At 61.0% G+C, this 21,428-nt stretch carries 21 protein-coding genes; 6 read left to right on the forward strand and 15 right to left on the reverse strand.

Features of this window, described 5'->3' with window-relative positions:
- Positions 1 to 189 precede the first annotated feature (189 nt).
- The 3 genes from ileS to murJ all read right to left on the reverse strand — a co-directional run bounded on the left by ileS (position 190) and on the right by murJ (position 5,602).
- Positions 190 to 3,021, reverse strand: coding sequence for an isoleucine--tRNA ligase (gene ileS / locus V6943_RS18840; protein ID WP_340555055.1), 2,832 nt, complete (start codon positions 3,019 to 3,021; stop codon positions 190 to 192).
- A gap of 1 nt (position 3,022) precedes the next feature.
- Positions 3,023 to 3,973: a bifunctional riboflavin kinase/FAD synthetase gene (gene ribF, locus V6943_RS18845; protein ID WP_340555056.1), complete on the reverse strand. Its 951-nt coding sequence runs from the start codon at positions 3,971 to 3,973 to the stop codon at positions 3,023 to 3,025.
- An 84-nt stretch (positions 3,974 to 4,057) separates the two neighbouring features.
- On the reverse strand, positions 4,058 to 5,602 hold the full coding sequence (gene murJ / locus V6943_RS18850; protein ID WP_340555057.1) for a murein biosynthesis integral membrane protein MurJ: 1,545 nt from the start codon (positions 5,600 to 5,602) through the stop codon (positions 4,058 to 4,060).
- Between the two features lie 214 nt (positions 5,603 to 5,816).
- Here murJ and rpsT point away from each other — a divergent pair, with 214 nt between their 5' ends.
- Positions 5,817 to 6,095 (forward strand): 30S ribosomal protein S20, encoded by a 279-nt coding sequence (gene rpsT, locus V6943_RS18855; RefSeq protein WP_003281567.1) that lies wholly within the window; start codon positions 5,817 to 5,819, stop codon positions 6,093 to 6,095.
- A 344-nt stretch (positions 6,096 to 6,439) separates the two neighbouring features.
- Here rpsT and V6943_RS18860 read toward each other — a convergent pair whose 3' ends face one another.
- From V6943_RS18860 to rplU, 5 genes are all read right to left on the reverse strand, one after another.
- Positions 6,440 to 6,901, reverse strand: a complete 462-nt coding sequence (locus tag V6943_RS18860) for a CreA family protein (protein WP_340555058.1) — start codon at positions 6,899 to 6,901, stop codon at positions 6,440 to 6,442.
- Positions 6,902 to 6,909: 8 nt separating this feature from the next.
- Entirely contained in the window at positions 6,910 to 8,028 is a 1,119-nt protein-coding gene (gene proB / locus V6943_RS18865) for a glutamate 5-kinase (protein WP_340555059.1), read from the reverse strand.
- Between the two features lie 107 nt (positions 8,029 to 8,135).
- On the reverse strand, positions 8,136 to 9,353 hold the full coding sequence (gene cgtA, locus V6943_RS18870; RefSeq protein ID WP_340555060.1) for an Obg family GTPase CgtA: 1,218 nt from the start codon (positions 9,351 to 9,353) through the stop codon (positions 8,136 to 8,138).
- Between the two features lie 163 nt (positions 9,354 to 9,516).
- Positions 9,517 to 9,774 carry a 50S ribosomal protein L27 gene (rpmA, locus tag V6943_RS18875; RefSeq protein WP_003281574.1) on the reverse strand — a complete coding sequence of 86 codons (258 nt, stop codon included), beginning with the start codon at positions 9,772 to 9,774 and terminating at the stop codon, positions 9,517 to 9,519.
- 35 nt (positions 9,775 to 9,809) lie between these two features.
- The gene (gene rplU / locus V6943_RS18880; protein WP_019339712.1) at positions 9,810 to 10,121 is read right to left on the reverse strand and encodes a 50S ribosomal protein L21; all 312 of its coding nucleotides are present in this window, start codon (positions 10,119 to 10,121) and stop codon (positions 9,810 to 9,812) included.
- A 247-nt stretch (positions 10,122 to 10,368) separates the two neighbouring features.
- On the opposite strand from rplU, the gene V6943_RS18885 reads away from it, so the two are divergent.
- Both V6943_RS18885 and V6943_RS18890 read left to right on the forward strand, forming a co-directional pair.
- Positions 10,369 to 11,337 (forward strand): polyprenyl synthetase family protein, encoded by a 969-nt coding sequence (locus tag V6943_RS18885; protein ID WP_340555061.1) that lies wholly within the window; start codon positions 10,369 to 10,371, stop codon positions 11,335 to 11,337.
- 158 nt (positions 11,338 to 11,495) lie between these two features.
- Positions 11,496 to 11,723 carry a PA4570 family protein gene (locus tag V6943_RS18890; RefSeq protein WP_131651881.1) on the forward strand — a complete coding sequence of 76 codons (228 nt, stop codon included), beginning with the start codon at positions 11,496 to 11,498 and terminating at the stop codon, positions 11,721 to 11,723.
- Positions 11,724 to 11,737: 14 nt separating this feature from the next.
- Here the strand turns inward: V6943_RS18890 and V6943_RS18895 are convergent, their stop codons facing one another.
- The 4 genes from V6943_RS18895 to V6943_RS18910 form a co-directional block, all read right to left on the reverse strand.
- Positions 11,738 to 12,355: an FKBP-type peptidyl-prolyl cis-trans isomerase gene (locus V6943_RS18895; RefSeq protein WP_256049976.1), complete on the reverse strand. Its 618-nt coding sequence runs from the start codon at positions 12,353 to 12,355 to the stop codon at positions 11,738 to 11,740.
- A gap of 113 nt (positions 12,356 to 12,468) precedes the next feature.
- Entirely contained in the window at positions 12,469 to 12,957 is a 489-nt protein-coding gene (locus tag V6943_RS18900; RefSeq protein ID WP_131651883.1) for a TIGR00645 family protein, read from the reverse strand.
- A gap of 164 nt (positions 12,958 to 13,121) precedes the next feature.
- Positions 13,122 to 13,457 (reverse strand): PA4575 family protein, encoded by a 336-nt coding sequence (locus tag V6943_RS18905; RefSeq protein ID WP_340555062.1) that lies wholly within the window; start codon positions 13,455 to 13,457, stop codon positions 13,122 to 13,124.
- A gap of 175 nt (positions 13,458 to 13,632) precedes the next feature.
- Complete coding sequence (locus V6943_RS18910; protein ID WP_340555063.1) at positions 13,633 to 16,077, reverse strand: Lon protease family protein; 2,445 nt, start codon at positions 16,075 to 16,077, stop codon at positions 13,633 to 13,635.
- Between the two features lie 316 nt (positions 16,078 to 16,393).
- Between V6943_RS18910 and V6943_RS18915 the strand changes: the two genes are divergently transcribed.
- Entirely contained in the window at positions 16,394 to 17,425 is a 1,032-nt protein-coding gene (locus V6943_RS18915; RefSeq protein ID WP_340555064.1) for a cytochrome-c peroxidase, read from the forward strand.
- A gap of 161 nt (positions 17,426 to 17,586) precedes the next feature.
- Here the strand turns inward: V6943_RS18915 and mscL are convergent, their stop codons facing one another.
- Positions 17,587 to 17,997, reverse strand: a complete 411-nt coding sequence (mscL, locus tag V6943_RS18920) for a large-conductance mechanosensitive channel protein MscL (RefSeq protein WP_340555065.1) — start codon at positions 17,995 to 17,997, stop codon at positions 17,587 to 17,589.
- Between the two features lie 218 nt (positions 17,998 to 18,215).
- Here mscL and V6943_RS18925 point away from each other — a divergent pair, with 218 nt between their 5' ends.
- Positions 18,216 to 18,473, forward strand: coding sequence for a YdcH family protein (locus tag V6943_RS18925; protein ID WP_340555066.1), 258 nt, complete (start codon positions 18,216 to 18,218; stop codon positions 18,471 to 18,473).
- Between the two features lie 177 nt (positions 18,474 to 18,650).
- On the opposite strand, the gene V6943_RS18930 is transcribed toward V6943_RS18925, so the two are convergent.
- Complete coding sequence (locus V6943_RS18930; protein ID WP_131651889.1) at positions 18,651 to 19,085, reverse strand: CopD family protein; 435 nt, start codon at positions 19,083 to 19,085, stop codon at positions 18,651 to 18,653.
- A 115-nt stretch (positions 19,086 to 19,200) separates the two neighbouring features.
- Between V6943_RS18930 and radA the strand changes: the two genes are divergently transcribed.
- Positions 19,201 to 20,562: a DNA repair protein RadA gene (radA, locus tag V6943_RS18935; protein ID WP_340555067.1), complete on the forward strand. Its 1,362-nt coding sequence runs from the start codon at positions 19,201 to 19,203 to the stop codon at positions 20,560 to 20,562.
- Positions 20,563 to 20,673: 111 nt separating this feature from the next.
- On the opposite strand, the gene V6943_RS18940 is transcribed toward radA, so the two are convergent.
- On the reverse strand, positions 20,674 to 21,372 hold the full coding sequence (locus tag V6943_RS18940) for a FadR/GntR family transcriptional regulator (RefSeq protein ID WP_131651951.1): 699 nt from the start codon (positions 21,370 to 21,372) through the stop codon (positions 20,674 to 20,676).
- Positions 21,373 to 21,428 lie beyond the last annotated feature (56 nt).

Genomic DNA, 21,428 nt, shown 5'->3' on the forward strand with positions numbered 1-21,428 from the left:
GAAAGAGCATGGCGGGTTGCGCCCGCCGTCGGGTCAAATCGTAGGGTGGGCCGGGTGGCGCTCCGCTTCAGCCCACCGAGATTGCGTCCGTTCTGCCAACGGTGGGCTGAAGCCCACCCTACGAAGCCGACGCTCGCGACAGACCGCAAAAGTCCACGGTGGGAACCCACCCTACGATCACGTGCGCTGTCACGCATAGTGACGCACCTCGCCAGCGCCTTCGATATTTTCAACACAGCGGCCGCAGATCTCTGGATGCGCCGCGTGACCACCGACGTCGGGCAGGTGGTGCCAGCAGCGGCCGCACTTGGCATAGTCAGTTTTGCTGACCTGCAGCTTGAGACCTGACAGCTCGCTCTGGACGGCTTCGGCAGGTGCGTTGGCTAGAGGCGCTATCTTCACCGCCGAGGTGATCAGCACGAAGCGCAACTCGTTGCCCAGCTTGGCCAGATCCGCCACCAGGGCGTCTTCGGCGTAGAGCACCACTTCGGCCTGTAGGTTGCCGCCGATGGTCTTGGCCGCGCGCTGGGTTTCCAGTTCCTTGTTCACCGCAGCCTTGACTGCCATGACCTTGTCCCAGAACTCACGACCCAGTTCGACATTGTCTGGCAGCTCGGCCAGCCCCTCGTACCAGGTATTGAGCATGACCGATTCGTTACGCTCGCCCGGCAGGTACTGCCAGATCTCATCGGCGGTGAACGATAGGATCGGCGCGATCCAGCGCACCAGTGCCTCGGCGATGTGGTACAGCGCGGTCTGGCAGGAGCGCCGCGGCAGGCTGTCAGCACCAGTGGTGTACTGACGGTCCTTGATGATGTCGAGGTAGAAACCGCCTAGCTCCTGTACGCAGAAGTTGTGCACTTTCTGGTAGACGTTCCAGAACTTGTAGGTGCCGTAGGCTTCTTCGATTTCCCGCTGCAACAACAAAGCGCGATCGATGGCCCAGCGGTCGAGTGCGATTAGCTGATCAGCCGGAACCTGATGCTGCGCCGGGTCGAAACCGTCGAGGTTGGAGAGCAGGAAGCGTGCAGTGTTGCGAATGCGGCGATAGGAGTCCGCGCTGCGCTGCAGAATGACCTTAGAAACCGCCATCTCACCGGAATAATCGGTGGACGCCACCCAGAGACGCAGGATATCGGCGCCCAGGCTGTCGGTGACTTCCTGCGGCGCAACCACATTGCCCAGCGACTTCGACATCTTGCGGCCGTTCTCGTCGACCACGAAACCATGGGTCAGCAGCCCTTTATATGGCGCATGACCGTCGATTGCCGAACCGGTCAGCAGCGACGAGTGGAACCAGCCACGGTGTTGATCGGAGCCTTCCAGATACAGGTCCGCACGGGGGCCATTTTCATGCCCCATCGGATGCGAGCCACGCATCACGTGCCAATGCGTAGTGCCGGAATCGAACCAAACGTCCAGGGTGTCGCTGATCTTTTCGTAATGCGCCGCCTCCTCGCCAAGCAGTTCGGAAGCGTCCAGTTTCGACCAGGCCTCGATTCCGCCCTGCTCCACGCGCTGTGCCACCGCTTCCATCAGCTCGACGGTACGCGGATGCAACTCGCCGCTTTCCTTGTGCAGGAAGAACGGGATCGGCACGCCCCAGGTACGTTGACGCGAGATACACCAGTCCGGGCGTCCGGCGATCATGCCGTGCAGCCGCGCCTGGCCCCAAGCGGGAACGAACTCGGTCTGTTCGATAGCGTCCAGTGCCCGGCGACGCAGGGAACTGCCGTCGTGAGCGACCTTGTCCATGCCGACGAACCACTGCGCCGTGGCGCGGTAGATCAGCGGCGTCTTGTGGCGCCAGCAATGCATGTAGCTGTGCTGGATGGATTCATGTTTGAGCAGCGCGCCGACTTCGCGCAATTTCTCGACGATGGCCGGGTTGGCCTTCCAGATGAACTGGCCGCCGAAGAACGGCAGGTCGGAGACGTAGACGCCATGGCTCTGCACCGGGCTGAGGATGTCGTCGTTCTCCATGCCGTAATGCTTGCAGGAGCGGAAGTCGTCTTCGCCATACGCGGGCGCGGAATGAACGATGCCGGTACCGGCGCCGGTTTCCACGTAGTCAGCCAGATAGACCGGTGCGAAGCGCTCGTAGAACGGATGGCGGAAGCGGATGAGTTCCAGTGCCTTGCCTTCGCAACGGGCAATGATCTCGCCCTGCAGGCCATAGCGCTGCAGGCTGGATTCAACCAGTTCCTCGGCCAGCACCAGCAGACGCTCACCGGTATCGACCAGGGCATAGACGAAGTCGGGATGCACGTTGAGTGCCTGGTTGGCCGGAATGGTCCAGGGCGTGGTGGTCCAGATGACGATACTGGCCGGTTTGGCCAACGCCGCCACGCCGAAAGCCGCTGCCAGCTTGTCCGCGTCCTCGACCTGAAAAGCCACATCGATAGCATCGGACTTCTTATCTTGGTACTCAACTTCTGCCTCGGCCAATGCCGAGCCGCAGTCGAAACACCAATTCACCGGCTTCAGGCCCTTGAAGACGAAACCACCTTCGACCATCTTCGCCAGTGCGCGGATTTCGCCGGCCTCGTTGGCGAAATCCATGGTGCGATAAGGATTGTCCCACTCACCGAGCACGCCAAGGCGGATGAAGTCGGCCTTCTGCCCCTCGATCTGCTCGGCCGCATAGGCACGGCAGCGCTCGCGGGTCAGGTCGGCCGGCTGGTTTTTACCGTAGGTGATTTCAACCTTGTGTTCGATCGGCAGACCATGGCAATCCCAGCCCGGAACATAAGGTGCGTCGAAGCCCGCGAGGGTCTTGGAGCGGACGATGAAATCTTTGATGACCTTGTTCACCGCATGGCCGATGTGAATGCTGCCGTTGGCGTACGGCGGGCCGTCATGCAGGACGAACTTCGGGCGACCCTCCCCGATCTGCCGCAGCTTCCCGTAGAGGTCAATGCTGTTCCAGCGCTGCAGGGTCTCCGGCTCGCGCTGTGGCAGACCGGCCTTCATCGGAAATGCCGTGGACGGCAGATTGAGGGTCGCTTTGTAATCGGTCATTTCAGTCCTGACTCGTGGTAAAGGGTGAAGCTCGCCAGTATTCGCGAGCCGCGGCGATATCGGCTTCGATCGCCGTCTTGAGCGCCTCCAGCGAGGCAAAGCGCTGCTCGTCACGCAGCTTGCGGTGAAAGGTCACGCGCAGCAGGCGACCATAGAGGTCGCCCTGGTAATTGAGCAAATGCACTTCGAGATGGGGCTTACCGTCACTTTCGACCGATGGACGCATGCCAATGTTAGCCACCGCCGGCTGCTGCATGCCGTCGACTTCTGCGCTCACCACAAACACGCCGCTAAGCGGCGTGCTCTTGCGCTTGAGCTGAATATTGGCCGTCGGCGCGCCAAGCTGACGCCCTAGTGCCTGCCCATGCATGACCCGCCCGGCAAGGCTGAACGGACGACCGAGCAGGCGCTCGGCCATGGCCAGATCGCCATCGGCCAGCACTTGGCGCAGCCGCGTGCTGCTGACACGTTCGCCCTCCACCTCGATGGTGGTGGCAGCCTCGACACTGAAACCCTCGGCAGCGCCCGCTTTCAATAGAAAATTGAAATCCCCGGCACGATCACAGCCGAAGCGAAAATCATCACCGACTTCGAGATGCTGAACGCCAAGCCCTTCGACCAGCGTCGCGTGGACGAACTCAGCAGCGCTCATCTCGCGCAAACGACGATTGAACGCCAGGCATAACACCCGATCGACGCCCTGTTCAGCGAGCAACTGCAGCTTTTCGCGCAGCCGAGTCAAGCGTGCGGGCGCCTTGTCCGGCGAGAAGTACTCACGCGGCTGGGGTTCGAAAATCACCACGCAGCTGGGCAGGCCGAACTCGGCGGCACGCTCGCGCAGGCGGGCCAGAATGGCCTGATGCCCCCGGTGAACGCCGTCGAAATTGCCGATGGTGGCGACGCAACCCCGATGCCGGGGACGCAGGTTATGAAGACCTCGAACCAGCTGCATACCGCACTTCTTGCTTGAAAAGTCGTCGATTATACGCATGAGCCGGCAGTCGCGGACAGGTTTGCCGTGAGCATGGCCGGCCAATCAGCGACGAAGATGACGCGGTCGCAAACCGAGCACTAGCAGCGCTGCAACGAAAGCCCCGATCCCGGCCACCACCAGCAGCCCCAGCTGCAATGCACGCTGCTGCCACGCCCAGGCGAACCACTCGACCGATGGTGCATTGAGCCACCAGATCGTCGCCACCATAGCGGCACAACCGCCCGCCAGACGCAGGAGAAATACACCCCAGCCCGGCGCAATTCGAAACACGCCGATATTGTACAAGCCCCAAAAAAGCAGTCCGGCGTTGAGCATCGATGACAGCGAAGTCGCCAGCGCCAACCCGACATGCTTGAGCGGCCAGATCAGGATCAGATTCATCACCATGTTGGCAACCATGCAGATGATTGCGACCCGCACCGGCGTCTTCAAATCCTGGCGAGCGAAGAAGCCGGGCGCGAGCACCTTGATCAGCATGAATGCCAGCACCCCAAGCGAATAAGCCTCAAGCGCACGGGCCGACTGCACCACGGCCTCCTCGCTCATCGCGCCGTAGAAGAACAGGCTGGCAATCAGCGGCTCGGCCAGAATGCCCAACGCGAGCGCCGCAGGAATACCTACCAGCAGCACCATTCGCAGCGCCCAGTTGAGCGTGTCGGAAAAGGCCTTTGGGTCTTCACCGGCGTGCTGACGCGACAGACTCGGAAGAATGACCGTGCCGATGGCGATACCGAATGCGCCGAGCGGCAACTCCGAAAGCCGATCCGCGTAATAAAGCCACGACACGCTGCCGGTCTGCAGGAATGAAGCAAGCACCGTATCGAGCAGCAAATTGATCTGACTGACCGATACGCCAAACAGTGCCGGAACCATCAACAGCATGATCCGTCGCACGCCCTCGTCACCGAACTTCACCCGAGGCCGCGGCAACAACCCCAGTTTGGCGACATAAGGAAGCTGGAAGGCCAGTTGGGCAAAACCCGCGATGAACACACCCCAGGCCAGCGCCATGATGGGCTGATCGAAATAAGGCGTGAGGAATACCGCCGAAGCGATCATGCAGACATTGAGCAATACTGGCGTGAAACCCGGCACAGCGAAGCGCCCATAACTGTTGAGCACGCCAGACGTGAAGGCCGTCAGGGAAATCAACAGCAGGTACGGAAACGTGATGCGCAACAGCTCGCCGGCCAGCTGCATTTTTTCCGGCTCATCATGGAATCCCGGCGCGAACAGCATCACCACATATGGAGATGCCAGCACCCCGATGGCCGTAATGCCGGTCAAAATCAGCCCGAGCATGCCGGCCGTGCGATCGACCAGCAACCTGACCTCAGCCAGCGTTCGCTTGGTTCGGTACTCCGATAGCACCGGCACGAAGGCCTGGGCGAAAGCACCTTCAGCAAACAGGCGGCGCAGGAAGTTAGGGATCTTGAAGGCAATGAAAAAGGCATCCGCCGCTGCCCCGGAACCGAAGTAGCTGGCCACGACCATATCGCGTACCATGCCCAGCACCCTGGACAGCAGCGTCATCACGCTGACGACCGCGCTGGAGCGCAGCAATCCGCTTTTGCCGGTATCGGACATTGGTTTTCCTAAAAGTTGCTCAGGGGTTCCGTCTAGGCATTGCTATCGGAATCGATGGGCAATTACGACAGATAAAGAGGCCGCGAGTTTAGCGGTAGCCCTTCTGTCCGGCCAGCATCATCAATCTTCAGTCATGCTTGACAAGCCCGCGCCGCATCGGCATGATTCGCGGCCTTATTTGCTTTGTAATCCCACGTTTTCGAGGAGTTCGACGGTGGCCAACAGCCCTTCCGCCAAAAAACGCGCAATTCAGGCTGAGAAGCGTCGCAGCCACAACGCCAGCCTGCGCTCCATGGTCCGCACCTACATCAAGAATGTGGTCAAGGCCATTGATGCAAAAGATCTGGATAAAGCTCGTACTGCTTATACCGCAGCCGTGCCAGTGATCGACCGTATGGCCGACAAGGGCATCATCCACAAGAACAAAGCCGCTCGCCATAAGAGCCGCCTGAACGGCCACATCAAGGCCCTCGGCGAAGCTGCTGCAGCCTAAACTGCAGGTTCTTGAAAAAAACCGGCCTAGCGCCGGTTTTTTTGTGCCTGGTTTTTTTGAATCGAGCACTGGCGAGCGATTGCCGCTCTAAGCGGCTATGCAGCGAATGATCGACCATGTGTAGCAAGCCCTCCTCCGCAGGAAAGAGAACTTAAGAAAAACGTGCATCAGCCAAGCGACCGCAGAGCTGACAACAGCTTGGCCGGCGTGCAGGGTGCGCTCCGCGCACCGGGCAAAGCCGGACCGAAACGAGCCAGGACTGGACTACAAGGCCCCAAGTTTCGGTGCGCGGAGCGCACCCTACGAGCCACGAACCTTATAGGCGCGATGCTTGGCTTCGTTGCCTATGGATTGCGCACCCAAGGGAGTATCGGAATGGCCGTTACGGCATTCTGCGGGCTGCCTTCGATCACCCGGTCGCTGTAAACCAGATAGACCAACGTGTTACGTGCCTCATCGAAGAAACGCACCACCTGCATGGTCTTGAACACCAGCGAGGTCCGCTCCTTGAACACGACCTCGCCATCTTCAAGCTCATCATTCATGCGAATCGGCCCAACCTGTCGACAGGCAATCGACGCCTCGGCACGATCTTCGGCAAGGCCGAGCCCACCCTTGATGCCGCCGGTTCTGGCGCGCGACAAATAACAAGTCACCCCCTCGACCTTGGGATCATCGAATGCCTCCACGACGATCTTGTGATTCGGTCCTAGCCATTTGAACACGGTGTCGACTTCGCCCACCTCGCGCGCCATGCCGACTGCCGGGCAGGCCAGCAGCAGCATCAAAGCCTTCACCAATTGCATCGAACACCTCATACCAGAATCATGTTGTCGCGATGAATAAGCTCGGGCTCGTCGACATAACCCAGCAGCTTCTCGATCTCGTCGGATGGATGCCCCAGGATCCGCTGAGCCTCGGCGGCGCTGTAGTTGACCAGACCGCGAGCAACCTCCTGCCCTTCCGGCCCCACACAGACCACCATTTCACCTCGCCGAAACCCGCCTTGAGCCGCTTTGACACCGACCGGTAGCAAGCTGCGATTCCCCTGCTTGAGCGCATGCACCGCACCGGCATCCAGCGTCAGCGTTCCCCGCGTCTGCAGATGCCCCGCGAGCCATTGCTTGCGCGCGGCATGACGACTGCATTCGGGCGCCAGCAGAGTACCCAACTGCTCTCCGGCCTTCAGCCTCGTCAACACGCTCTCGATGCGCCCACCGACAATCACCGTATGAGCCCCCGAACGCGCCGCCAAGCGCGCCGCGCGCAGTTTGGTCTGCATACCCCCACGACCCAGCGCGCCGCCCGTCGAACCCGCAACCGCGTCCAGTGCGGGATCGTCGGCGCGCGCCTCACTGATCAGGTTGGCGTCGGGATTAGTCCGCGGATCAGCATCGAACATGCCGTCGCGATCGGTGAGGATGACCAGCAAGTCGGCCTCGACCAGATTAGCCACCAGCGCGCCAAGGGTATCGTTGTCGCCAAAACGGATCTCGTCGGTGACGACGGTATCGTTCTCATTGATGACCGGCACCACATCTAGATCTATCAGCGTACGCAGCGTGCTTCGCGCGTTGAGATAGCGCTTGCGGTCAGACAGATCGTCATGGGTCACCAGCACCTGGGCAGTTTGCTGCTCGCAACGACCGAAACTGGCCTCCCAAGCACGAATAAGCCCCATCTGCCCCACCGCAGCCGCAGCTTGCAGCTCGTGAACAGCCTTGGGCCGTGCCGCCCAGCCAAGGCGACTCATGCCGGCAGCGACCGCGCCGGAGGAAACCAGCACCAGCTCGACCCCCGCCTGCCGCAGCGCCACCATCTGATCGACCCACACAGCCATAGCCGCCTGATCGAGACCGCGACCATCAGCGGTCAGCAAAGCGCTGCCGATCTTAACAACCCAGCGCCGCGCGCCGCTCACCTTGTCCCGCATCGATCCCGCCTTCTATCCAATATCCGGCCAAAACCATGCCGGCGGGCAACGGACCAGCCAGCCCACCGAGCACCCGCACAAATATCCGCAAACCACCACAACAAGCCTTAACGCACGTAGAAGATTTCCGCGCCGTCTTCGTCATCGTCGTCATCATCGAAGTCGTCGTCATCCGCCTCATCTGCCGGCTTGACGCCAGCGCGGCGCAACGCCCGCTGATCGTCGAGCGCCTGCAGGCGGGCACGCGCCTCGTCTTCGATCTGCTGATCCAGCTCGGCAAGCGCCTCGGCATAGGCCGGCTCTTCGCTAATACGCAGCGCTCGCTCATCCAGATAGCGCATGATCGCCTGGCTCAATTCCTCGGTACCTTCCCGCTCCAACGCGGAAATCACGAAAACCGGCCCAGTCCACTCGAGACGCTCCACCACCTGACGCACGCGTTCCTCGCGATCCTCCTCAAGCAGCTGATCTGCCTTGTTCAGCACCAGCCAACGATCACGCTGAGCCAGCGCGGGGCTAAACTTCTCCAGCTCGTTGAGAATGATTTCGGCGGCATCGGCCGGATCGCTCTCATCCAGTGGCGCCATGTCGACCAAGTGCAGCAGCAAACGAGTGCGCGCTAGGTGCTTGAGGAAGCGAATCCCCAGCCCCGCACCTTCCGATGCACCTTCGATAAGGCCCGGAATGTCGGCAATCACGAAGCTTTTGTAGCGCCCCACGCTGACTACACCAAGGTTCGGCACCAGCGTGGTGAATGGGTAGTCCGCGACCTTCGGCTTGGCAGCCGACACGGAGCGGATGAACGTGCTCTTGCCGGCATTGGGCAGACCCAGCAGACCGACATCAGCCAGCACTTTCAACTCAAGCTTCAAATCGCGCGCGTCGCCCGGCTTGCCCGGCGTGGTCTGCCGCGGCGCCCGGTTGGTGCTGGATTTGAAGCGCGTGTTACCCAGACCATGCCAGCCACCCTGCGCGACCAGCAGGCGCTGACCAGCCTTGGTCAGGTCGCCGATGACTTCCTGCGTTGCCGCATCAATCACGGTCGTGCCGACCGGCACCGGCAGAATCAAATCCTCACCCTTGGCACCAGTACATTCGGTGCTACCACCTTTCTGACCATTCGGCGCATTGAAGCGGCGGGTGTAGCGGTAGTCGACCAGCGTGTTGAGGTTTTCATCGGCCATCAGATAAATGGAACCGCCGTCACCACCATCGCCGCCGTTGGGGCCGCCTTTCTCGATGAACTTCTCGCGACGGAAGCTCATCATGCCATTACCGCCGTCGCCGGCTTTTACAAAAATCGATACTTCATCGACGAATTTCATGGGAACGCCTCCCGCCGCAAGGACGGGCTAGAAAACAGGAATATAAGGGTCTTGCAGAACCCAGCGAAAACTAGAGCAAAGCAGTGTTTTGCAAGAGCCCTATAGAGGATACAGAAACAAAAAAGCCCCGTCGCATGACAGGGCTTTTCCAGCAACGCCGCAGTTAGGCTGCGACGACGCTCACGTAGCGACGGCCAAAAGCGCCCTTCACTTCGAACTTGATCACGCCTTCGACTTTCGCGAACAGGGTGTGATCCTTGCCCATGCCAACGCCGTAACCGGCGTGGAACTGGGTGCCGCGCTGACGCACGATGATGTTACCGGCCTTGATGGCCTGGCCGCCGTACATCTTCACGCCAAGTCGTTTGGCTTCTGAGTCGCGACCGTTGCGGGTAGAACCGCCAGCTTTTTTGTGTGCCATGAGTTCAATACTCCTATAAGGGGATTCAGGCCCGATTAGCCCTGAATACCGGTGATTTTGACCTCAGTGAACCACTGACGGTGGCCCTGACGCTTCATGTGGTGCTTACGACGACGGAATTTGATGATGGTGACCTTGTCGTGACGGCCCTGAGCAATCACTTCAGCAGTGACCTTGGCACCATCGACCACCGGAGCGCCGATTTTGACATCATCGCCGTTGCCAACCAGCAGAACGCGGTCAAAAGTGACTGCCTCGCCAGTGGCAACTTCGAGTTTTTCAATCTTGAGGTATTCGCCTTCGGCGACCTTATATTGCTTGCCGCCAGTAACGATAACTGCGTACATCTTGTATCTCCGTTGATCCTGCTCACCCAGCGCTTAAGTGAAATAGTTAGTGGCTGGCATGGCTGCTCGAGGTCCGGAGGGACACTCTTGCAATTGCGTAAGGCAGGGAAATGCCCAGGGGGAATGTTCAGGGTCCGCGATTGTACGCATCCACTAGACCCGGCGCAATAGCCGCCTGGCCTCGCCTTGACAGTACCAGACCCGCCCCATAGCATGCCGCGCAACCTCCGAGGAGTACTCGTCCCCGATGCACCCCCAGTCCTTTTACCAAGTAGTGGCTGACGATTTTGCCGCAGTCGACGGCATCATCCGTAACCAGCTGACGTCTCGCGTACCGCTGGTTGAAAAGATCGGGGACTACATCACTTCCGCCGGCGGTAAGCGCCTGCGTCCGCTGCTGGTCCTGCTCAGCGGCAACGCGCTCGGCCTCAAGGGTGATCAGCTGCGCCTACTGGCCGCCATCATCGAATTCCTGCACACCTCGACCCTGCTGCATGACGACGTGGTCGACATGTCCGGCATGCGCCGCGGCCGCTCCACCGCCAATGCACTATGGGGCAACGCCCCAAGCGTACTGGTCGGCGACTTCCTTTATGCACGTTCGTTCGAAATGATGGTCGACTTGGGCTCGATGCCAGTCATGCGCATCATTTCCCAGGCCACGCGCGTGATTGCCGAAGGCGAGGTGCTGCAGCTGTCCAAAGTCCGCGACGCCAGCACCACCGAAGAAATCTATATGGAGGTCATTCGCGGCAAGACGGCCATGCTGTTCGAAGCCTCCACCCACAGCGCCGCCACTCTGGCCGAGGCCAATGAGGAACAACGCGAAGCGCTGCGCACCTTTGGCGACTATCTTGGCATTGCCTTCCAGCTAGTCGATGACCTGCTCGATTACCAGGGAGATGCCGAAACCCTGGGCAAGAACGTCGGTGACGACCTGGCTGAAGGCAAGCCGACCCTTCCGCTGATCTACACCATGCGCGAAGGCACCGATGAGCAGGCCGCACTGGTGCGCAAGGCCATCCAGAAAGGCGGTATCGAAGACCTCGAAAGCATCCGCAGCGCCGTACAGGCCTGCGGCGCGCTGGAATACACCGCACGCCTGGCACGCGACTATGCCGATCGAGCAATCGACTGTCTTGAACTGCTTCCGCCCAACGCGTATCGCGATGCATTGGTAGAACTCAGCCGCTTCGCCGTCGCTCGCACGCACTGATCCAGCAAACAGGGTGCAATTGGCACCCTTCAGTTTCTTGCCGCCCGCCTCGCCCCTCCTCGACACTCCGCTCGGCCATCGATCCCGATGAGCGTTTTTGCGCTTGCATCTTTGCAAATAGCAATTATTCTCATTAAGGAAATCAACTGGAGCCGAACATGACTTATCTGATTGATGCATGGCTGGACCGCCCACAACCCTACCTGCGCATACTCGATCGCGATACCGGTGCGGTATGCATTTCGCTGGAGGGAGACGCCCTGAACGAGCTTCGTGATCAGGGCGATCTGGATCTGCAGGAGTTGAGCACCAGTGAACCCTGCGTGCTCAAGGAACAGGTACGCAACCTGTTCCTGTTCTCCTATGCCCGGGCGTTGCGCCCGTAGCGGACTGGTTGCCGTTACAGAACGGCCAGCAACTCGACATCAAAAACCAGCACGCTGTGCGGCGGAATGCTGCCGACACCCTGGGCGCCGTAGGCAAGTTCACTCGGCACATAGAGACGCCACTTGCTGCCGACGCCCATCAGTTGCAGCGCTTCGGTCCAGCCGGCGATCACGCCGCCCACAGGAAACTCGGCAGGCTGGCCGCGCTGGTAGGAGCTGTCGAATACAGTGCCGTCGATCAGGGTGCCGTGGTAATGCGTACGGACCTGATCCTCACGGCTCGGCTTAGCGCCTTCGCCGGCTGTCAGAACTTCGTACTGCAGCCCCGAGGCCAGGGTGATGACGCCTTCGCGCTTGGCATTTTCGGCGAGGAACGCCTTACCCTCGCCGGCAGCGGCTTCGGCCTTCTTCTGGGCTTCGGCCTGCATGCGCTCGCGGATCACGGCGAAGCTGGCGTTCAGGTCTTCCGGGCTGACCTGGCTGGCCACACCGCCAAAGGCGTCGCGGATCCCAGCGATGACCGCATCCAAGCTGATGCCGGGCGGCGGATTCTCGCGCAGCTGATCGCCCAGCTGGCGGCCGATGCCATAGCTCACGCGCGTTTCGTCGGTGGTTAGGTTGAGGTCGGTCATGCCTGAGCTCCGCTGGAAAAAAGGGCGGCTAGCCTAGCACAGCTTGCGGCCCGGCCTGCCCGTTCACGCACCTCGTGGCCTAAACGTGCGGCTTGCAGCTGGAAGATTTTCGCTCAGTGCTTGGTGATCTTGTCCAGATAACCCATGGCGAAGGCGGAGAAGACGAACGTCAAATGAATGATCACGTACCACATCAATTGCTCGCTCTCGAGCTGCTGAGCGTCCATGAACATGCGCAATAGATGAATGGATGAGATCGCCACGATCGATGCCGCGACCTTCATTTTCAACGAGCCGGAATCGATTTTCCCCAGCCAATCTAGCTTTTCCTTGCCCTCATCGACGTTCAGTTGCGATACGAAATTCTCGTAGCCAGAGAGCATCACCATGACCAGCAGGCCACCGACCAGCGCCATGTCGATCAGCGAAAGCAGTTTGAGGATCAGATCGCCTTCGCTCAGCGAGAGCACGGCCGGGAGGATGTGCCAGATTTCCTGAAAGAACTTGATCGCCAAGGCCAGCAGGGCGAATGCCAGGCCGAAGTAAATAGGCGCAAGCAGCCAGCGGGCCGCATACATGGTGTTCTCGACGAAGCGTTCCATCTGTTCTCACTATGAGGAGCTGATATCGGCAGCGAGTATACGCAGCGCCACAGCGCCTTCAAGAATGCCTTTATGACAGCAGATTTTCGTGTGGATAAGAATCTTGAGCGCCGGCTCGATTCGCAAAGTCAGCTCTGCTAGCCCAGCACGAGCGTCGCCAGGAATCAGGTTCTGGATTCCCAACCGCTCAGATAGCGCGCCTGATTGGCGTTGATCTTGCGCAACTCGGCGTGCATGTGCAGCTGCCAGATCGACGGCGAGTCGGATTCACAATAACCCTGCCCGTGAAGATTGCTGGCGATCGCCTGTAGCACCGTCTCGGCCTCGCGAGGCCCATGGAATGGGCCCTGCGCCTTGATCGCGGTGGGTTGGCCGGCGTCGATACCGGCCGCACAAAGCAAGGTCCACAAGCCTTGGCCGCCGTTTAGTGGAAGAATGATGCATTCGATACGGGTAACCAGACCCAGGCATTGACGGTTCAGACAGAGTGTTTGCGACATGACGGCGATCCTCGCGCTCGGTTGCGCACCGTCATCCAGGACGAATGGGCGGGCCAACCTGTTTATCCCCAGAAGTTGTGGATAACCATGTGGACAGAGAGTGGGAATTCTCGTCCACTGCAGACCCGCCGCCGGCCGTATCGTTCCGTCCGGTTTTTGCTCAATGCAGAACCGGTCAGTTCTGCTCGTCCCCCTTCGCCTGTGCCAGCACCTCCTCCGGAGACGCCGCATCGCTTTTGCCGTCGTCCTCGAGTTCGATCTCGGCGATATCGCGCAAGCGCTCCACCACCCGGCCGTTAACGCTGCCTCGGGGGAAGTTTCCGTCCTTGTCCGCCGCACCTACCGGCTCGCCCACCAGCAGCGAAAGCGCCTCATCCACATGGCGGACCGCATATACGTGGAAGCGCCCCTGACGTACGGCTTCCAGCACACGCTCATCGAGCATCAATGTGGTCACATTGGCGAAAGGTATGATCGCGCCTTGCTCGCCGGTTAAACCGCGCGCTTCGCAGAGACGGAAGAAGCCTTCGATCTTCTCGTTCACGCCACCAACCGCCTGCACTTCACCGAACTGGTTGATCGAGCCGGTGATGGCGAAGCACTGCTTCAACGGCGTACGTGAAATGGCTGAGATTAACGCGCAACATTCGCCCAGCGATGCACTGTCGCCATCGACGTACCCGTAGGACTGCTCCAGCGCGATGCTGGCGGAAATCTCAAGCGGGAATTCCTGTGCGTAGCGGCTGCCGAGAAAGCCGGTCAGGATCATCACGCCCTTGGAGTGAATCGGCTGGCCGAGGTTGACCTCGCGTTCGATATCGACGATCCCCGAGCCACCCGGATAAACGGTGGCGGAGATGCGCGCTGGCATGCCGAACGCCGAGTCGCCGACTTCCAGCACAGTGAGGCCGTTGCACTTGCCGATGGCCGCACCTTCGCTGTCGATGAGGATGACTCCGGCGAGGATGTCCTCGAGAATTCGCGCCGAGACACGGCCGGTCCGAGTCGCCTTGGCTTTCAGCGCTCGCTCGATATGGCCAACATCGGTCACCTCGTCTTTGGCCAACTGACGGATGAAATCCGCTTCGCTGACCAGTTGGAACAGATCGCCGATACGCGCCGACAAGCGCCCCTGATGCTCGGCCAGGCGCGCGCTGTAGGTCGCCAGACGCGCCACCGCCGCTGCGGTCAGCGGCGCCATGCCCTCTTCCGAGGTGCGCGTCTTCATCAGCTGGGCGAACTGTTCGAGGCTGTCCTCGGCCAGCGGGATCTCCTCGTCGAAGTCGACCAGTACGCGGAACATCTCCTGGAAATCCGGATCCAGGTCTTGCAGGGTGTAGTACAGCTGCCGAGAGCCAATGATCACCACCTTGACGTTGAGCGGTATGACTTCCGGCGTCAGGGTGACGGTGGCCAGACGCCCTAGCTCGGCCAGCGGCGATTCCATTTTCAGCTTGCGCGACTGCAACGCACGCTTGAGCGCTTCCCAGACGAAAGGCTCGCCGAGCATCTTTTCCGCTTCGAGCATCAGGAAGCCGCCGTTGGCGCGGTGCAACGCACCCGGACGCAGCTGGCGATAACTGGTGTAAAGCGCGCCCTGATCGGTGCTGTACTCGATGCGACCGAACAGGTTGTCGTAGGTCGGGTGCGGTTCGAACACCACCGGCGCGCCGCCGTCCAGCGGGTGCCCGACCACCAGGCTCGGGCTGTACTGCTCTTCCAGCAGCTGGCGGGTCTGGGCGTCAGGGCGATTCTCGTCGACCAGCTGCTCCACCACGGTCTTCAGCAGATTGACTTGCACGGCCTGCAAATAAGCTTCGATGCTCGCGTTTTCACCGTATTTTTCCGACAGCGGCGCTAGCAGCGGCTGCAATGCCTGGCTGATGGTTTCATCGTTGAGCTGACGCAACTGGTTGCTCGACTCGCGCTTCCACTGCGGCAGGCTGGCGAGCCCCTCGTTCAGCTGCACTTCCAGCGCGGAAATATCTTCGTGGTAGCGCTCGCGATCCGCCTCCGGCAGTTGCGCGAACTCGGCTTCGTCCATCGACTTGCCGTCTTTCATCGGCGTGAAGGCGATATTGCTACTGTCGCGGTAAAGTGCGATTTCCTTTTCCAGCGCGAGCTTCTCGATCACATCCAGCGCCTTGTCGTAGCGCTGATTGAAGGCGCGGTCGATGGCGCTCTTCTTCTGCTGGAAGCTCGGATGCTCGAACGCCGCCGGGAAGGTCGCCATGAGATTGTCGATCAGTTGACCGATGTCGGCGATGAATTCACCCGCGCCGCCCTGTGGCAGTTCCACCACGCGCGGCTCGCGGGGCTCGTCGAAATTATTCACGTACACCCAATCCGACGGCGTATCCAGACGCTTGCCTTCAGCCTTGAGATAGCGCCGCACGAAGGAGAAACGCCCCGTACCCGGCTCGCCCATCACGAAGACGTTGTAACCGGGACGCGGCATCGCCACGCCGAATTGCAAGGCCTCGACGGCTCGCTCCTGGCCAAGAACGCCCAGGAAAGGTTCCAGTTCATCAGTGGTTTTGAAGTCGAACTGGCTGGGTTCGAAGGGGCGGGTCAGCGCCTCGGGCGCCAGGCGCAGGCCGGCAGCGTCAGTTTGGGGCATCGGAAATCCTTGCTGGAGTGGCCGTGTGACCACGATTGATGCCGCCATTCTGGCGTTGCCACTGCCCTGCTGCAAGGCTGGCAGGCGAGCGCCCCGAGACGGCGTACGACAAGCGCGCGGCTCAGAGGCGGAAGATCGAGTGGGCATTTTTCTTGACCAGATCACCGGGCTTCAACGCAACTAACGTCGAAACATTTAGTAGCGAGCTAATTGATAGCAAGCGTCTGAAGCTCGCTATCGCTTGACCTGAATCAAGCCGTCGCTCGACGGAAACAGGCCTCCTAGAACCTGCCAACATCTATAAGGAGCCCCACTGATGAGCGCCCCACTTCCTCTGCTGCTCAGCGGTTTGCTGCTGGTCGCCGGCACCGCCCATGCCGACGAACTGCGCGACCGCGCCAACGCCATTTTCCAGCCGATCCCGGATAAGGTCACCGAAGTCCGTGGCCAGACCGTCAGCGAAGACCAGGCGATACTTGGGCACAAGCTGTGGTTCGAGCCGCGCCTGTCGCGCAGCCACGTGATCAGCTGCAACACCTGCCACAACCTCAGCATCGGCGGCAGCGACAACGTCACCACCTCCATCGGCCATGGCTGGCAGAAAGGGCCGCGCAACTCGCCGACCGTGCTCAACGCCGTATTCAACGCCGCGCAGTTCTGGGATGGCCGCGCCAAGGACCTGCAGGAACAGGCCAAGGGCCCCGTGCAGGCCAGCGTCGAGATGAACAGCACGCCGGAGCGCGTGGAAGCGACGCTCAAGAGCATTCCCGAATACGTCGCCGAGTTCACCAAGGCGTTCCCCAAGGACAAGGACCCGGTCAGCTTCGACAATATGGCCTATGCCCTGGAGGCCTTCGAAGTTAGCTTGACCACGCCCAACTCGCCGTTCGACCGCTTCCTCAAGGGTGACGACGAGGCGCTGGATACGCAGCAGAAGGAAGGCCTGGCGCTGTTCATGGATGCCGGCTGCATCGCCTGCCACAACGGCGTCAACGTCGGCGGCCAGAGCTACTTCCCCTTTGGCGTGATCAAGAAGCCGGGGGCCGACATCCTGCCGGAAGATGACAAAGGTCGCTTCGCCGTAACCAACACCGCCGCCGATGAATACGTGTTCCGCGCCGCGCCGCTGCGCAACATCGCGCTGACGCCGCCCTACTTCCACAGCGGCGAGGTCTGGGATCTTGAACAGGCCGTGGCCATCATGGGTGACAGCCAGCTCGGTCGTCAGCTCAAGGATGACGAGGTCAAGGCCATCACCGCCTTCCTGCACAGCCTGACCGGTGAGCAACCGCAGGTGGCCTATCCGCTACTACCGGCTAGCACGGCGACCACGCCGAAGCCGGAATAAGCCACTCTGCTTCCCCGGCGCCCGCGCCGGGAGTTCCTTTCAGTATCCCTTTACCACCCCAGCGAACGAACCGCTCAGCTCGCCGCCTTGAACGGCTCCTCCCCGGCACCGACCTCGCTTGAGCAGGGGCGGCGGCTGTTCGGGCGCTAGGGGGGACGATTTCAGGACCGGTTCTGGGCGCGCAACGCATCGCGAATTTCGGTCAACAGCACCTCTTCCTTGGAGGGCGCTGGCGGGGCCGATGGCGCTTCGGCTTCCTTGCGTTTGAGGTGGTTGATGGCTTTGATCGCCAAGAAGATGGCGAAAGCCACGATGGTGAAGTCGAATATTGTCTGGATGAAGCTCCCGTAGCTCAGAGTGACTGCCGGCGTATCGCCCACGGCCTCCTTGAGCACGATTGCCAGGTCCGAAAAGTCCACACCGCCGATCAACAATCCCAGCGGCGGCGTGACCACATCCGCCACGAAGGACGAAACGATTTTGGTGAAGGCTGCACCGACGATGATGCCCACGGCCATGTCGATTACATTGCCCCTGACGGCAAACGCCTTGAATTCGCTGATCAGACTCATATCGAAAAATCCTTACGGTAATTGGCTTGCATCGGAATGCCGTCGTAATACGGCGTAACAACCGTTGTAGAGCATAGGCACCCTTCGGATCGCATACCAGAGCGGGCCGCACTCCGACGGCTGGAGCGCGAGGATATCGATCGCTTGATCGCCGTCAACCGGGTAAATCGGCCGCAACGCTAAGGTAGTTGCTCCCTGTACATTCCCGGAGCAGCTCCATGCACGTCGAACATCACGCATTGAACAAGGACTTCCCAGAAAAGCGCGAGCAGCTGCAAAAACTGCGCGTGGAAAGCCCAGTCTTCGCCCGTAAAACTGAGGAATACGAAGCGCTGGACAAGCGCATCAGCAGCGCCGCAGACATGGACGACGCAGCGCTCGAGGCGCTCAAGCAGGAGCGTGAGACCTTGAAGGACGATATTGCCCGAGACCTCAAGCGTGCCTCCGGCAGTTGCTGTGGCGGCTGCTGCGGCTAAGTGCCCACAAATACAGCCGAAGCCCGCCGTTATGGCGGGCTTTTTTTCATTTGCCGGCCGTGTTTATAGATCTTCGCAGCAAGACTAGGCAGCCTCGCTGTTCCTGCAAAAGCCGAGACCGCGTTATACCTTTGGAGCGAGCTTGCTGGCGAATGGCGTTCGTAGATGGTGATCGGTCTAGAACAACCCACCAAACCGGAATCCCGATCCGACCCAGACGAACGCCACCGCCGTCAGGGTAATCAGCACAATATGCACGCCCAACTGCGGCAGGCGCTGCGCGTCCAGCTTCGGAATCAGCGCCAGCCGCGCGTGCACGCCTAGCGCAGCAGTAAGCGCTAGCAAGACCAGCTTGGCCTGGACCAGGTGAGCGATGGGTGAGTCGCCGAACCACTGCGAATGCGGCAACCAGCGCCGGGCCAGCCAGACGCCCGTGATGATCTGCACCAGCAAGGCAGGAATGCCGACCCGTTCGTAAAGCTGCTCGAAATGGCGCACCGGCTGCACGTCACGACCGCGCAACGCGCCGGGCAATACGCTGAACAGCAGCACCAGATGGCCGCCGACCCAGACGCTGGCGCCCAGCAAATGCAGAAACAACAGATGGCGCATGGCACTTCACTCCTGGTCGTTTGCCCACAGTCTGGCCGTTCGCGCGCCGCTTGTGGCTGATGCCGATCAAGCCAGCCGTTATCATGCGACTCCATTTCCCCGACGCGGAGTTCCCATGGCCAAGGCCAAGCGCATGTACGGCTGCACCGAGTGCGGCTCGACCTTTCCCAAATGGGCCGGCCAGTGCGGCGATTGCGGCGCCTGGAACACCCTTGTCGAAACGATCATCGACGGCGCCGCCCCGCCATCGGGCCGTGCCGGATGGGCGGGCGAGCAGGCCAACATCAAGACTCTGGCCGAAGTCAGCGTCGAAGAAGTGCTGCGCTTTTCCACCGCGTCCGGTGAACTGGACCGTGTGCTCGGCGGAGGCCTGGTGGACGGTTCGGTGGTGCTTATCGGCGGTGATCCGGGCATCGGCAAGTCCACCATCCTGCTGCAGACACTCTGCGCCATCGCCCAGCGCTTCCCGGCGCTCTATGTCACCGGCGAGGAATCCCAGCAGCAGGTGGCCATGCGCGCGCGGCGGCTGGATCTGCCGCAGGACAAATTGAAGGTGATGACCGAAACCTGCATCGAATCCATCATCGCCACCGCGCGGCTGGAAAAGCCCAAGGTGATGGTGATCGACTCGATCCAGACCATCTTCACCGAGCAACTGCAATCCGCGCCCGGCGGCGTCGCCCAGGTACGGGAAAGCGCGGCGCTGCTGGTGCGCTTCGCCAAGCAGAGCGGCACGGCGATCTTCCTCGTCGGCCACGTGACCAAGGAAGGCGCACTGGCTGGGCCGCGCGTGCTGGAGCACATGGTCGACACCGTGCTGTATTTCGAGGGCGAATCCGACGGCCGCCTGCGCCTGTTGCGCGCGGTGAAGAATCGCTTCGGCGCGGTCAACGAGCTGGGCGTTTTCGGCATGACCGACAAGGGCCTGAAGGAAGTCACCAACCCCTCGGCGATCTTCCTTACCCGCGCCCAGGAAGCAGTTCCCGGCAGCGTGGTCATGGCGACCTGGGAAGGCACCCGGCCGATGTTGGTGGAGGTGCAGGCGCTGGTGGACACCAGCCACCTCGCCAACCCGCGCCGCGTCACCCTGGGCCTGGACCAGAACCGCTTGGCCATGCTGCTGGCCGTGCTGCACCGACACGGCAGCATTCCCACCTACGACCAGGACGTGTTCATCAACGTTGTCGGCGGCGTGAAAGTGCTGGAGACCGCGGCGGATCTGGCGCTGATGGCGGCGGTGATTTCCAGCCTGCGCAACCGGCCGCTGGATACCGATCTGCTGGTATTCGGCGAAGTGGGCCTGTCCGGCGAAATCCGCCCGGTACCGAGCGGCCAGGAACGCCTGAAGGAAGCGGCCAAGCACGGTTTCAAACGCGCCATCGTGCCCAAGGGCAACGCGCCTAAGGAAGCGCCGGCAGGGCTGCAGATCATCGCGGTGACGCGGCTCGAACAGGCGCTGGATGCGTTGTTCGAATAGCGAAACGACTCGGGTGCCGGTCAGCCCCGGCTGTTGCTCGGTTGTGCCCAATGCTCTGGTGCCAGGCGTGCACGCCGGGTTCGAGGCCGATCGCGCCTGAGCCGGCTTGGACTACAGCCCCGGCTGCTCTTCCGGGATATTCAACTGAACGCCCATCCTCGTTCCCTCCATGAGAATGTGTCGGCGCATCGCGGCGCTAGCCACGGCGCTGTTCTTGTTGCGTATGGCGCGCACTACTGCTTCGTTTTCCTCCAGCCGCTCGGCCAGATGCTCGGGAGAATTGCGCAGCATGTCCGCGCTCTGCTTGAGCGCAATGCTGGTCTGTTGCACCACATTCTGAAAAATCGGGTTTGATGTCAGGGTAAACAGCTCCTCGTGAAAGGCGATGTACGCGTTGGCGCCCGCCTCACTGTCGCTGGCGTCGAGGGCCTCGCGCATGTCCATCAGGATAAGCCGCAACTGGCCAACCTCCTTGCTGCTGATGGCCTGCGCCACGAGTCCGACGATGAAGGGTTCGAGGGAGTAGCGAAGCTGCAGAACGTGCTCCAGGCTGGCGACGGCGACGCTCCCCTGGGCCGCCGGTACACTTGGCGCATCGAGCACGACGACCCCTTTGCCGGGCATGGTGCGCAACAGCCCCTGGGTTTCCAGGACGATGATCGCCTCGCGCAGGCTCGGACGGCTGATGCCCCACTGCTCGGCGAGTTCACGCTGCCCGGGCAGCATTTCACCTGACCGCCATTGCCCCTGGGTCAGCGCGGAACGAAGCTTCTCTACAATTGAATCGACAACTGTCCGCGAGGTAATCACCGTTCGCTCCATGAAAATTCCAAGTATCGGCCAACCGAGTCTGTCAGCCCAACGCT

The sequence above is a fragment of the Pseudomonas sp. CBC3 genome (assembly GCF_037967085.1).
Taxonomy (GTDB): domain Bacteria; phylum Pseudomonadota; class Gammaproteobacteria; order Pseudomonadales; family Pseudomonadaceae; genus Stutzerimonas.